The 13,765-nt window shown below is 58.1% G+C and carries 10 protein-coding genes; 6 read left to right on the top strand and 4 right to left on the bottom strand.

What is annotated here, in order from left to right:
• Positions 1 to 19 precede the first annotated feature (19 nt).
• From P1S46_04065 to P1S46_04055, 3 genes are all read left to right on the top strand, one after another.
• Positions 20 to 187, top strand: a complete 168-nt coding sequence (locus tag P1S46_04065) for a hypothetical protein (protein MDF1535663.1) — start codon at positions 20 to 22, stop codon at positions 185 to 187.
• A 235-nt stretch (positions 188 to 422) separates the two neighbouring features.
• Positions 423 to 938 (top strand): NADH-quinone oxidoreductase subunit NuoE, encoded by a 516-nt coding sequence (gene nuoE / locus P1S46_04060; protein ID MDF1535662.1) that lies wholly within the window; start codon positions 423 to 425, stop codon positions 936 to 938.
• On the top strand, positions 935 to 4,021 hold the full coding sequence (locus P1S46_04055; protein MDF1535661.1) for an NADH-ubiquinone oxidoreductase-F iron-sulfur binding region domain-containing protein: 3,087 nt from the start codon (positions 935 to 937) through the stop codon (positions 4,019 to 4,021). The genes nuoE and P1S46_04055 overlap by 4 nt, the downstream gene beginning before the upstream one ends.
• Positions 4,022 to 4,778: 757 nt before the next feature.
• On the opposite strand, the gene P1S46_04050 is transcribed toward P1S46_04055, so the two are convergent.
• Positions 4,779 to 6,506 (bottom strand): glutamine--tRNA ligase/YqeY domain fusion protein, encoded by a 1,728-nt coding sequence (locus tag P1S46_04050; protein MDF1535660.1) that lies wholly within the window; start codon positions 6,504 to 6,506, stop codon positions 4,779 to 4,781.
• Between the two features lie 732 nt (positions 6,507 to 7,238).
• Here P1S46_04050 and gcvH point away from each other — a divergent pair.
• From gcvH to P1S46_04035, 3 genes are all read left to right on the top strand, one after another.
• On the top strand, positions 7,239 to 7,634 hold the full coding sequence (gene gcvH / locus P1S46_04045) for a glycine cleavage system protein GcvH (GenBank protein ID MDF1535659.1): 396 nt from the start codon (positions 7,239 to 7,241) through the stop codon (positions 7,632 to 7,634).
• A 5-nt stretch (positions 7,635 to 7,639) separates the two neighbouring features.
• Complete coding sequence (locus tag P1S46_04040) at positions 7,640 to 9,475, top strand: long-chain fatty acid--CoA ligase (GenBank protein MDF1535658.1); 1,836 nt, start codon at positions 7,640 to 7,642, stop codon at positions 9,473 to 9,475.
• Between the two features lie 815 nt (positions 9,476 to 10,290).
• On the top strand, positions 10,291 to 11,538 hold the full coding sequence (locus tag P1S46_04035) for an outer membrane protein transport protein (protein MDF1535657.1): 1,248 nt from the start codon (positions 10,291 to 10,293) through the stop codon (positions 11,536 to 11,538).
• Positions 11,539 to 12,267: 729 nt separating this feature from the next.
• Here P1S46_04035 and P1S46_04030 read toward each other — a convergent pair.
• The 3 genes from P1S46_04030 to P1S46_04020 form a co-directional block, all read right to left on the bottom strand.
• Positions 12,268 to 12,906 (bottom strand): L-threonylcarbamoyladenylate synthase, encoded by a 639-nt coding sequence (locus P1S46_04030; GenBank protein ID MDF1535656.1) that lies wholly within the window; start codon positions 12,904 to 12,906, stop codon positions 12,268 to 12,270.
• Positions 12,907 to 13,068: 162 nt separating this feature from the next.
• Positions 13,069 to 13,542 carry a 5-(carboxyamino)imidazole ribonucleotide mutase gene (gene purE / locus P1S46_04025; GenBank protein MDF1535655.1) on the bottom strand — a complete coding sequence of 158 codons (474 nt, stop codon included), beginning with the start codon at positions 13,540 to 13,542 and terminating at the stop codon, positions 13,069 to 13,071.
• A 21-nt stretch (positions 13,543 to 13,563) separates the two neighbouring features.
• On the bottom strand, positions 13,564 to 13,765 hold a 202-nt coding region (locus P1S46_04020), incomplete at its 5' end, for a hypothetical protein (GenBank protein ID MDF1535654.1).

The following is a 13,765-nucleotide window of genomic DNA, read 5'->3' as shown; positions in this document are numbered from 1 at the left end:
GTGAACTGGAGGTGAAGTCATGAGGAAAGTTTTCACCGTGATCATTGCCCTGGGCGTCCTGCCGGCTGTCCGGCCAGCCCTTCAACAGGCCCAGGCAAGGTATCGCAAGGACCGGCCAAGCAGCCGGGAGCCACGATATTTCGAGATCCTCCCTTTCGAGGCTGATGGCCGGTCGTTAACGGATTGACGCTCCCGTTACCCGACTTTTTTACTGTTGGTTTTACTGTAAAAATATGTTGATTATACGCTAAGCTTACTAGTACAATTTATCTACTCTGCCAGGGCCCTGGATGCGCTTTGGATCAGAGGAGGGGTAAGCCGTATCCGGGCGGATCTAACACCGTTCTTCGCAACCTTGCGAAAGTTGAGATGACAACCGTCTTCCTGGCAGGGAGACGGTTTTTGCTTTTTGGGAGGCGCCAGTGGACAACGGATTCGGTAAAACGGTTGGGCCGGAAGAGAACCTGGACCTGGGACCGGTACAGGAGATCCTTGCCCGGTTCGCGGACACGAAAGGGATGCTCATCCCCCTGCTGCAGGACGTCCAGGACGTGTACGGCTACGTGCCCGAAGAGGCGGCCAACATGATCGCCGACGAGATCGGCGTTTACCGGAGCAAGGTCTACGGCGTCATGACCTTCTACACCCAGTTTCACCTTTCACCCAGAGGGCGCCACATCATCAGGGCCTGTTCCGGCACTGCCTGTCACGTCAGGGGCGGGAAGAACGTGATCTCCAGGATGGAAAGCATCCTCGGGATCACCCACGGTGAGACCACGGAAGACCTTTTCGCTTCCTTCGAGAGGGTCGCCTGCCTGGGAGCCTGCGGCCTTGCACCCGTGATCATGGTGGACAAGGACGCTTATGGGCAGTTGGATCCTGTCAAGGCGCAAAAGATCATGGAAAACCTGCGGGAAATGGATTCCAGAACAAAATGAATAACGGCAACGGCAAACGCGTCATCATCGGCATGGGGACCTGCGGACTGGCCTCCGGCGCCAACAGCGTCCTCGCTCGGGTCAAGGAGGAACTGGGCTCCATCGAGGGGGAGGTGGAGATCCTCAGGACCGGGTGCATCGGGATGTGCTACCAGGAGGTCCTCATGGATGTCCACATCCCGGACCGGGCCAGGGTGACCTACCACAAGGTCCAGCCCGACATGGTCCCCCGTATCATCAGGGAACACCTGGTCGACGGCAAACCGGTCCTGGAATACGCCATCGGACAGATCGGGGGAAACGGGGACAGACCCTTTGAGGGGATCCCCCTCTACAGCGAGATCGATTTTTTCAAAAAGCAGCACCGGCTGGTGCTCAGAAGGTGCGGGTTCATCGATCCCGACCTTATCGACGACTACCTTGCCCATGACGGCTACAAGGCTTTGAAAAAAGCTCTGAATCAGATGAGGCCCGAAACGGTGCGGGAGGTCGTCAAAAGTTCCGGCCTTCGGGGACGCGGAGGGGGCGGGTTCCCTACCGGGTTGAAGTGGGAGTTCTGCGCCAAGGCCGCGGGGCAGCCTAAATACCTCATCTGCAACGCCGACGAGGGCGATCCCGGCGCCTTCATGGACCGGAGCGTCCTGGAAGGCGATCCCCACGCGGTGATCGAGGGGATGACCATCGCCGCTTTCGCCATCGGTGCCCGATATGGCTACATCTATTGCCGCGCCGAGTACCCCCTTGCCATCGAAAGACTCGTGACCGCCATCGCCCAGGCCCGTGAACGCGGTTTTATCGGAGAGAACATCCTCGGCACTGATTTTTCCTTTACCCTGAGCATCAAGAAGGGCGCCGGGGCCTTCGTGTGCGGCGAGGAAACGGCCCTCATGGCCTCCATCCAGGGGGACAGGGGGATGCCGCGCCCGCGCCCGCCCTTCCCGGCCAACCGGGGGCTGTGGGACAAGCCGTCAAACATCAACAACGTGGAGACCTTCGCCTGTGTGCCTCCCATCATCCTCAACGGCGCCGACGCGTACAGTTCCATCGGCACCGAAGGGACAAAGGGCACCAAGGTGTTCGCCCTCACCGGGAAGATCAGGCACACAGGCCTTATCGAGGTCCCGGCAGGAACACGGTTAAAAGAGATCATCTACGACATCGGGGGCGGTATCGTCGGAGGCGGAAGGTTCAAGGCCGCTCAGCTGGGCGGCCCCTCCGGAGGGTGCCTGCCGGCCGGGATCGTGGAGACTCCCATCGACTACGACTCACTCATCCAGGCGGGAGCCATGATGGGCTCAGGGGGCATCGTCATCATGGACGAACGATCCTGCATGGTGGACGTGGCCCGGTTCTTCCTTAACTTCACGACCTCGGAATCGTGCGGAAAGTGCGTCCCGTGCCGCCTGGGCACCAGGACCATGCTGGACATCCTGACAAGGATCACCGACGGCGAAGGGACCATGGAGGACCTGGATAATCTGGAAGACCTGGGCCACCAGATCAAGAGCCTGTCCCTGTGCGGGCTCGGGCAGACAGCGCCCAACCCGGTGCTGTCCACTCTCCGCTACTTCAGGGAGGAGTACGTCGCCCATATCGTCGAAAAGCACTGTCCGGCGGTCATCTGCCGGAATATCATCTCCACCCCCTGCCAGCACAACTGTCCAACGGAGACCGATGTCCCGGCCTACGTGGCTCTTATCGCCCTTGGCAGGTTCAGCGAAGCCCTGGATGTCATCCGGATGACGAACCCCCTGCCGGCCGTCTGCGGCAGGGTGTGCCACCACCCGTGCGAAGTCGTTTGCCGAAGGGCTGACCTGGACGAGCCCGTCAGCATCTGCAGCCTGAAAAGGGTGGCGGCCGACAACGCCGCAAAGGAGGCCATTACCGGCAAGTACGTCGTCAAAACGCGGAAGATCTCGGGCAAAGGCAAGATGGTGGGTATCATCGGCGCCGGTCCGGCCGGCCTTACCGCGGCCTCATTCCTGGCCATGAAAGATTTCACTCCCGTCATTTTCGAGGCCCAGAGGATCGCCGGAGGCATGCTGACCCTGGGCGTCCCGGAATACCGCCTGCCCAGGGACGTGCTCAACCACGAGATCGGGCTCATCGAGTCCATGGGGGTGAAGATCCACTACAACACGCCCATCGGCAACGGCCTGAGTTTCGACCAGGTGAGAAGGGAGCACGCCGCCGTCTTTATCGCCACGGGAGCCCACGTGGACCAGGAGCTGGGCATTCCCGGTGAGGATGCCGAAGGGGTCATCAAGAGCCTGGAGTTCCTGAGAAAGATCAACCTGGGCGAAGATGTCCATCTTGGAAAAAGGGCCGCGGTGGTGGGCGGCGGCAACGCCGCCATCGACGCGGCCCGTGTCGCCCGCAGGCAAGGGGCACACGTCGCTATCCTCTACAGGAGAACGCAGAAGGAGATGCCCGCGGACGCCATGGAGGTCCACGAAGCCCTCAGGGAGGATGTGGACCTGCAGACCCTGGTGGCACCGGCGAGGGTCCAGACCAGGGGCGGCCGGATATCAGGCCTTATCTGCACACGCATGGAACTCGGGGAGCCGGACTCCAGCGGGAGGCAAAGACCGATCCCGATCCCGGACTCCGAGTTCGAGATCCCGCTGGACAACCTCATCGTGGCCATCGGGGGGCGCTCGGACCTTTCGTTCCTTGGAACAGGAAATGGCCTCGAGACAACCGACTGGAATACCATCCAGGCCCACCCCTTCTCCCAGATGACAAACCTCGAGGGAGTTTTCGCCGGGGGTGACGTGGTCACCGGGCCCTGGATGGTCATCGGCGCCATCGCAGCCGGAAAGAGGGCCGCCGCCCACATGGAGCTGTTTTTAAACGGGGAGGATGTGGCTCCCCTTTACGACATCATGAGGCCCGACATCGACCCGGTTGAAGCCGTAAAACTGACGGACGACGACATGCTCCTGGTGAGGCCGGAGATGCCTACCCTCGATGCCCATCGACGGCTGGATTCCTCGGTTGAAGTGGACCTGGGGTTTAGCGTGGAGATGGCCATGAAGGAGGCCCGCCGCTGTCTCCGGTGTGATCTGGATGAGAAAAACTGATTCAGTGTAAAGAAAAACCCACTTGAATTGCCCGCGCCGCCGAATCGCCTTATAAAAGCGGCCAGGCTGGTGGAGTTGGCTTTACGGGTCGGCACGTTAAGCCTATATTCCCTGATGTTGCTGTCAAGCATGTCATACGCTGATTTCACTGCCTCTTGGATGGCTCTTTTCTCATCGTCACTGTATTCACCTGCGATCACCTTATGGTAGACAGACTCATAGGAAAAATCGCGGCGCAGAATATCTTTTATCCTTGGGTAATTTTCGAGTGATGAGCTGTTGAAAATTAAGCTCCATATCTCGTTGGCCAGGAAGCCGCCGAAATCTTTTGTAAAACCAGCCCCCGTCAACAGGACCTTATTACTGACCGATAATCCGGTAGGAAGAGAACTCATCATCACACCAAATATTAGAACCTCTTGGGGTTGGACCTCAGTCCCTCAGGCTTGGCATTTCAAAAACAGATTTTCCTGGCGTCTTTGAGTAAATGCCCTTACTCTGGATTCCGGCTCACGGCTCCCGACTTCGCTTGCAGCTTCTGGGTGGCAAGTCGCCGTGTCCGGAATGACGATTGTAGTTTCAGCCTTCCTCCGATTTTCGATGCCTGTCACGCCAAAGGCGTGATGCCTCCGTGGTGAAATCCGAGTATTAAAGCCATAAGACCTGAGATTGCGTCGCATGGGGGTTGCTCGCGATGACCCGTCTCCGTCCTTCGGACTTCGCCGCGGCAAGCAAACTTTGCTCTGTGTCTGGTGGATTAATCCCGTTTCTTCCCCTTTTCCCCTCCCTCTTCCGGCGTCGCCTTGGCGACCATTTTCGCCCACGAATCGCGAAGCGGCACGATCCGGTTGAACACCAGGTTGCCTTCCGAATGGTCTTCCGAATCGGCGATAAAATAACCTGTCCGTTCGAACTGGAACCGGTCTCCCGGTAAGGCGCTTCCCAGGCTGGGCTCCACCCTGGCGCTCACCACCTCCAGGGAGTGGGGATTGAGGTACCTGGTGTATTCCACGTTCTTGTCACCGTCGGGGTTGGGTTCCGTGAAAAGACGGTCGTAGAGCCTCACCTCGGCGGGAACGGAATGCTCCGCAGAAACCCAGTGGATCGTCCCCTTGACCCGCCGCCCGTCCGGGGAGTCCCCTCCCCTCGTCTCCGGGTCGTACACGCAGTGGATCTCCACCACCTCGCCGTTCTCGTCCTTTTTCACGTCCACGCAGGTCACGAAGTAGGCCCACCGAAGCCGGACCTCCCTGCCGGGAGCCAGCCGGAAGAACTTTTTCGGGGGGTCCTCCATGAAATCCTTGCGCTCGATGTAGATCTCCCTGGTAAAGGGCACCTTGCGGGTCCCCATCTTCGGCGGATCGTCGGGGTAGTATGGCGCGTCGAACTCGTCGGATTGGTCTTCCCTATAGTTGACGATGACGACCTTGAGGGGATCCAGGACCCCCATGACCCTGGGAGCCTTCGTGTTCAGGTCGTCCCGGACGCTGTGTTCGAGGAGCGCCACGTCCACGACGCTGTTGGCCTTGGCTACCCCGATCCGCTCACAGAAGTACCGGATCGCTTCCGGGGTGATCCCCCGGCGCCTCAACCCCGCGATGGTGGGCAGGCGCGGGTCGTCCCAGCCCGAGACGTGACCGTCCTGGACCAGGTCGATGAGCTTCCGCTTGCTCATTACAGTGTAGTTCAGGTTCAGGCGGGCAAACTCGTACTGCCGCGGCCTGCCGGGCGCGGGGACGTTGTCGATGATCCAGTCGTAAAGTTCCCGGTTGTTCTCGAACTCCAGGGTACAGATGGAGTGGGTGATGCCCTCGATAGCATCCGACAGGCAGTGGGTGAAGTCGTACATGGGATAGAGGCACCATTCATTTCCGGTGCGGTAGTGGGCTGCGTGGCGGATGCGGTAAAGGAGGGGATCGCGCATCTTCATGTTGGGATCGGCCATGTCGATCTTCGCCCGCAGAACGTGTTCGCCGTCGGCGAACTGACCTGCCCGCATGCGCGCGAAAAGATCCAGGTTCTCCACGATGGGGCGGTCCCTGTAGGGGCTGCCGGTCCCGGCCCGGGTCACCGTGCCCCGGTATTGGCGGATCTCGTCCTCCGGCAGGCTGCACACGTACGCCTTGCCCGCCTCGATGAGCCTGACGGCAAATCCGTAAAGCTTTTCGAAGTAGTCCGAGGCGTAGTAGAGGTGCTCGCCCCAGTCGTACCCCAGCCACCTGACGTCCCTCTTGATCGACTCGACGTACTCCATGTCCTCGGTCTCGGGGTTGCTGTCGTCGAACCGCAGGTGGCAGCGGCCTCCGGGGATCTCAGCCGCGATACCGAAGTTGAGGGTGATGCTCTTGGCGTGACCGATGTGCAGGTACCCGTTGGGCTCCGGGGGAAACCGGGTCACGATGGTAGTGTGCCTGCCCGAGGCCAGGTCGTCGGCAACGATCTGCCGGATGAAATCGGTGGGAACTTTTTTCTCTTCCGTTCTCAATGAAGGCCTCCGAAAACAGTGATCCAATATCCTGATCCAAGATCCAAGATCCAAATGAAAAACCGTAAGCTTGTACTGCCAGCTTACAGATGAAAGCTAATCTCCTTCATACCTCAGCAGGTAGCCTATGGCAACCGGAAGGAATCTGAAAAACAGCTGATAACTACCAAATGATAGCCTGAAAAAACCTGGCTCACACAGCCGCAGAGCGAACGTGGATGAAATCACTTGATTTCAAACACAGGCGCTATGCGTGAGTCGGCTCTCATTTTGGACCTTGGATTTTGGATCCTGGATTCAGCTGCCAGCAATTACTGCTAGCCCGCATTATTCATGATGCAAATGAGATGTCAGCTAACTGTGTGGCAATTAAAGATAAATGGGAATGGCACTATAAGCATCATGAATCAGGCGGGGTTGAGCGGACATAGTCACGAGAGGAGTTTTTCGTTCCGGCAAGGCGACTGAGGAGTGAGCGCGGAGGCATACTTTAGTATTCCGCACAAGCGAACGACTCAGCAACGCCGCCGGAACGGAAAAGAACCTCGTGAATAGTCCGGGCTAGCTGTCGGGCAGGTTCCTGGATGGATATCTGACAGAACATGCTGTTCTGTTGTTAAAAACGGGGGGAATAATAGTGTAATCCAATATCAAATACTGGTTTTCTGTAGATGGACTTTCAAATCATTTTTAAAATTCAGGCGGAGCGTGAATTTTAAAAGGGGGTAGGGGATGAATGTTCCCAGGAACTGCCGTTACTCGAAAGATCATTTCTGGGTGAAACCCGAGGGCAACGAGGCGGTCATCGGGGTCAGCGACTACTTCCAGGGAGAACTTGGCCATATCGTTTTTGTCGATCTTCCGGAGATCGATGACGATATCGTGGCCCTTGGAACCTTCGGGATCATCGAGTCGGACAGGATGGTGGCCGATCTCATCGCCCCCGTGACAGGAACGGTCATTGCGATCGGGACCGGCCTTGTGGATGATCCTGAACTCATCAACGAGGACCCGTACGGAGAAGGGTGGCTGGCCCGGGTCGAGCTCGACGATCCCGTACAGCTCGATGTCCTCCTGGCCCCTGAAGATTACGAGGATTATATCGCCGACCTTGGTGAGGAGGAATGATGACCATGGCCGACACCGGAGGCACCGCTTCCACGCGGTCCGGCTCTTACCAGGAGACCATCGTACAGATGGTGGACGCCCGGGCCGAAAGTTACGGCGATCGCCCGATCATGCGCTACAAGCAGGATGGTTCCTGGCTCGAAGTCACCTGGGAGCAGCTGGCCGGTTCCTACCGGGATGTGGCACGGGGCCTTATACAGCGGGGTCTCGGCAGGGGGGATGCCATCGCGATCCTCTCCGAGAACAGGCCCGAGTGGGCGTTTGCCGATCTTGGCATCTACACCACGGAGGGAGTGGTCGTTCCCCTTTACTGGACCCAGACGCCCTCCCAGATCCGGTATATCCTCAAGGATTGTTCCGCCAGGGCCATCTTCGTGTCCAACGAGGAGTTCCTGGACAGGATCCTCAAGATCCGCGGCGAACTTCCCGATCTGACCATCATCGTCCTTTTCGACCAGCTTCCGGAAGGCCGCCGGCTCCCGGAGGGAGTGATGTACCTTGAAGAGCTGGTGGCCCTGGGACACGAGGCCCCCCGGGAGGTGTGGGAGAACATGGGCCGATCCATCGCCGGGGGCAGGAAGGACGACCTTGCCACCATTATCTACACCTCGGGCACCACAGGGGAGCCCAAGGGCGTCGTTCTGACCCATGACAACTTCCTGTCCAACGTCCGGGCAGTCCTTGATGTCATCCACGTGACTTCAGACGACAGCTGCCTGTCTTTCCTGCCCCTGTCCCATGTTTTCGAGCGCATCGCTCTATATCTTTTCCTCTACGTGGGAGGGCTCATCAACTATGCCGAAAATATCGACTCGGTGGTTCAGAACCTGGGTGAGGTGAACCCGACCATCATGGTCAGCGTGCCCCGGATCTACGAGAAAGCCTACGGGCGCATCCTTGACCGGGTCCGGGAAAGCTCGGCGGTCCGCAGGCTGATCTTCGCTTCCTGTCTGAAGATCGGGAGCAAGGTGAGCCGGCAGCTCCAGGACGGGCAGCCATTGAGCGGCGGTCTTGCCAGGGCTCACCGCATTGCCGACAAACTGGTGTTCTCCAAGTTGCGGACCACCTTTGGCGGGAATATCCGCCTGATGATCTCCGGCGGCGCCCCCCTCAACAAGCACATCGCCGAATTTTTCCACGCGGCCGGCCTGCTCATTCTCGAGGGGTATGGACTCACCGAGACGTCCCCGGTTATCTCGGCCAACACCATCGAGAGGCTCCGGTTCGGGACCGTCGGCCCGCCCGTTCCGGGCGTCGAGGTCCGGATTGCCCAGGACGGTGAGATCCTGGCCCGGGGCCCCAATATCATGAAAGGGTACTACAACCGGCCCGAGGATACGGCTGAGGCCATCGACGGGGAGGGTTGGTTCTACACCGGGGATATCGGCCATTTCAACGAGGACGGGGCCCTCGTTATCACCGACCGCAAGAAGTCGCTCATCGTCACCGCGGGTGGAAAGAACGTGGCTCCCGCGGCCCTGGAGAACGTCCTTTCAGCGGACAAGTTCATCAACCAGGCCTTCGTCTTCGGGGACACCAGGAATTTCATCTCGGCCCTTATCGTCCCGGACTGGGAGCGGGTGGAAAATTACGCCGCCGAGCACAGGATAAAGGACGCGACGAGGGTAGAGCTCTGTTCCCACCCGAAGATCGTGGAGCTTATCCAGAGCCGTGTCGACACCGCCATGGAGGGGTTTGCTCCCTATGAGCAGGTCAAACGGTTCCGGATCATGGAAAAAGAGTTCAGCCAGGAGGAGGGTGAGGTGACCCCCACCTTGAAGCTCAAGCGCAAGGAGATCACACGGAAGTACTGGAAGGAACTGGACTCGTTGTACGAATGATAGCTGACACGGCGATGCGGAGACGCGGGGGAAGAGCAGATGCGGGGGGAAAACGGTGTCATTGCGAGCTGACCCCGAGCGAAGCAATCTGGTTCAAAAGCTCTAACGCGGAGGGCCGCAAAAGCGGCTCGCTGGTAGGCCGCTCATCCCGCAGAGGCCGCAGGGAAACCTTTTGAGATGGTGATTTGAGATCAAATCTATCGAATATGTTGACAAAACAAGAATAAAACGGTGTTATATGTGACCAACAGGGCGACCAGGTATCTAGGAGCCTGTCGGAGAACCCCATGCAGGCTCCTGGATATAGTTTTTCGGAAGTAGCATTTAGACCGAAAAGAACAATTGTATGGCACATTTGGTAATTCACTGGAGTTATTCACCGGTTTAATGCTCTTGTTTTCAAGAAAAGACCCAAAAAAGAGCTTTCCGAAAAACTTACAGCAGCGTGTCAAGAGGTTTCGCGACACGCTGCTAGGTACCCGAGTAACTGAGTATCAGTGTGCATATGCAGGTATGAACTTTATAGACTTGGAACTCGGATACCTGAGCATTTGGAAATTTTGTCAGGTAGATACTTGATGGACTCGCAAAAAGTCCATCAACGCGCCCCGCGCGGGGCGCCCAAATCAATGACTCAAACTGTAAGTCATTGATTTGTAAGGAAAGGGAAAACGACGCTTTTCCCTTTCCGTGGAGCAAAAAGTCCCGGATTGGACTTTTTGCGACTCTATCATACTTTGATACCTAAACACATAGACACTCAGACACGTAAAACACAACCCTGATCACACTAGGAGGGGAAAGGAGCCGAAACGATGAAAAGAAGCTTGGTTGTATTGCTGGTCACGGCCGCAGCGCTGGCCCTTGCCGTTGTCCCGGCCATGGCCGGTGCATTCCGCATTCCGGAAAGCGGTGCTGCTGCCATGGGGCAGGGCAACGCCTTTGTTGGACAGGCCGACGACCCGTCCGCCGTTCACCACAACCCCGCTGCCATCACCGGTCTTGAGGGAATCCAGATAATGACCGGGCTGACGATCATCACACCTGAATCGGAGTTTGAGGGTGTGAGTGCGGAAAAACAGACTTTCTATCCGCCCTATTTCTTTTACGCCAACCAGGTCAAGGAGAGCGACTGGTTTATTGGTTTTGGCATAAACGCTCCATTTGGCCTGGGGACGGAGTGGAACGAAAATGCGCCTTTTAACGACTTTTTCAGGACGACTGTGACTCCACTCAATCCGGTTGATGTCGTCACCGAGACGACCTTGGAGATCGCCAAGATCGCTCCGGTGGCCGCTTACAGGGTCAACGACCAGTTCTCGGTCGGTTTCGGCCCGGAATATTACGATGTCCAGAAGGTCGTGTACAAGGGTGGTTCTTCGGACGGTGCCGGCACAGGGTGGGACTATTCCATGAAAGGTGACGGTCACGGCCTGGGTTATGTGCTCAGCGGCCTGTATCAGCCCGCCGATGCCTTGAGGATCGGTTTCGCCTGGCACAGTGGTGTGACAGCGGAACTTTCGGGCAAGGCCGTCATGTTCCCGGATAGCGGTGGCGCCCCATACACCGGCAATGCCTCCGTTGATCTAAACATCCCGGACACCATGGCCATTGGTGTGCAGTACATGGTCAACGAGCAGCTGTCTCTCAACTTCGACCTGGACCAGACCCAGTGGTCAGATTACGACAAGCTGGTCTTCAAGGATGGCGGCACCACCATCCGGACCATCAACAAGGATTACGAGGACGTTCTGGCCATCAGGTTCGGAGGACAGTACAAGATCGACGAAAAGTGGACGGTACGGGCCGGTTACCTCACCGAGCCGACCCCGGTGGTGGAAGAGACCTTTGATCCCAGACTGCCCGGCGCGGATGCCACCGGCATCACCTTGGGCGGCGGTTACGACGCAGGCAGTTACGCGGTGAACCTGGCTTACATGGCGCTCTCAAAGAAAGACCGGACTGTGGATTCCAACGAACCGTCCGCTCTCCCGACTCTCTTCGATGGAAAGTACAAAAACTCCATTTCACTTATTGCCATGGATGTGACGTTCCGATTCTAGAAAAATAAGTTTACAGCATGCAATAGCGGGCCTCCGAAAGGAGCCCCCTCAGATCACTGACAAACCCCGCGTTTTTTGATGCGGGGTTTGTTTTTTCTCCTATTACGGCAGTTACTGGAGATTCAGAATATCAAGCCCCCGAGAGTGGGCCAACAGGGCCATCTTTACAGGAACCGGTGTTTCCTGGATTCCGGATCCGGACACTATCACCCCCACCTCCTTTCAGCGACCAACCTCCTTAATTTTCCCCTCCCTCCTGGCCCGACGAAGCTCTATGCGAAGGCGGCTGAGGGGAGGGGACCAAGGGGATCACGCCGCTGGCGTGACTCAAAAATCACTCTCACCCCCACCTCGATCCTCCCCCCTCAGGAAAAACTTTCCCCCTCACCCCGGCCCTCTCCCTCGGCGGGGAGAGGGAGAATAAGGAAAGGGGCTATTGGTAGGGGGAGGAAGGATAAGGAAGGGAGCCTACATGAGGGGGAGAGGGAGAGTAAGGAAATGGGCTATTGGGAGGGGGAGGAAGAATAAGGAAGAGACTATTGATCGGCCCGGGATGACCCGTCTTCGTCTTTCAGACTACGCCGTGGCAGGCGGATCATGTTGGACTCCGTGTCCCCGTGTCCCCGCGTCTGCTCTTCCCTCTGTGGTAAATAAGCTCTTGCCGTTTTTACAGGGACCACGCCTGTCAGCCGTAGTTTTACGTAAAGGCTGATGAACCGTGAACCTCTCTCAATCATCATCCAGCCTCCACGACAGCTCAGCAAGAAGTGCTTCCACCTGCCTCCCCAGGACCCCCATCCTCAATATAACAGGTCGATCCGGGACCAAATTCAGGACGGTGGAAGGCTGGACACCGGGCGTCCACCCCCCGTCGATGACGAGGTCCACACTTTCAGCCAGTTCGCCGTCCAGCTCCTTGATGCTCCTGGGGGGCGGCTGGTTGGCGAAGTTGGCGCTGGTGGCGGTCAGGGGGCCCCGGTAGAACCTGGCCAGGTCGAGGGCCGGGGACTGGGCGGGAACCCGGATCCCGATGCTGTCGGTGCCCGCGGTGATGCCCCTGGGAAACCCCCTGGCGGCTTTGAGGACCACAGTCAGGGGGCCGGGCCAGAACTCTTCCGCCAGGTTTTTGAACACGGGCGGGATATCGGTAGCCACGCTCAGGACGACCCCGGTGCTGCCCGCGATGAGGGGGATCGGTTTTCCGTAATCCCGGCCCTTGAGATGGACGAGCCTTTTGACCGCCTTTTCCGACCAGGCGTCACCGATGATCCCGTAGAAGGTCTCGGTGGGGGCGATGACCAGCCCGCCCTCGCCGAGGATCCTTATGGCCTGGCGGAACTGGCTCTCTAGGGCTTCCTGGAGTTTCACAGTTGTCTTGTCCCCGACCGACCGGTGTCAATCGCTGATTTTACCACGGAGTCACAGAGGACACCGAGAAAGGCTTATAAACGGTTTTCTTACCGCCCTTGGCGGTGATTCCCGGAACGGAGTTGGAGAAGTTCCCCGCGTCTCCGTGTCCCTGCGTGCCGGTCACTCTTCAAACGCGTCGGCCATCTCTTTTCTGTAGGCATTCAGCTGTTCCGAGAGCTTTTCATTTTCCAGGGCCAGGATCGATATGGCCAGGAGGGCCGCGTTCCGGGCACCGCTCTTGCCCAGGGCCACGGTGGCCACCGGAATACCCCCGGGCATCTGGACTGTGGAGAGAAGGGAGTCGAGCCCCTGCAGGGGGGAGGAGGGGATGGGCACGCCGATCACCGGTTTGACCGTGAGAGAAGCGACGACTCCGGCAAGGTGGGCTGCCCACCCCGCACCGGCGATGAAAACCTTGCAGCCGTCCTTCTCAGCCTCGGCGACCAGGCGGTGCACACGGTCCGGTGACCGGTGGGCTGAAGCCACCGCCGCCCGGAAGGGGACTTCGAACTCTTCGAGGACCCTGGCCGCCTGTTCCATGACCTCTTCGTCTGAGGCAGAGCCCATCAGGATCAAAACGTCAAATTTTTCCATGATACTCTCCAATTCCAAATTTCAGTTCATCACAATAACACGTACCTGAGAAGTGTCACCATAAAGCCCGGGAAAGCATTCACCACGGAGGTCACGGAGAAAGGCGGATAACCTTGTGTAGGGCTCTAGCAGCGTGTCGGAAAACATCTTGACACGCTGCTGTAAGTTTTTCGGAAAGCCCTTTTTTGGGTCTTTTTTTGAAAACAGGAGCATTAAACCGGTG

It is taken from the genome of bacterium (assembly GCA_029210545.1).
Taxonomy (GTDB): Bacteria; BMS3Abin14; BMS3Abin14; order BMS3Abin14; family BMS3Abin14; genus JARGFV01.
Note: the sequence above shows the minus strand (reverse complement) of the source record. Positions and strands in the feature narration are given on the sequence as shown.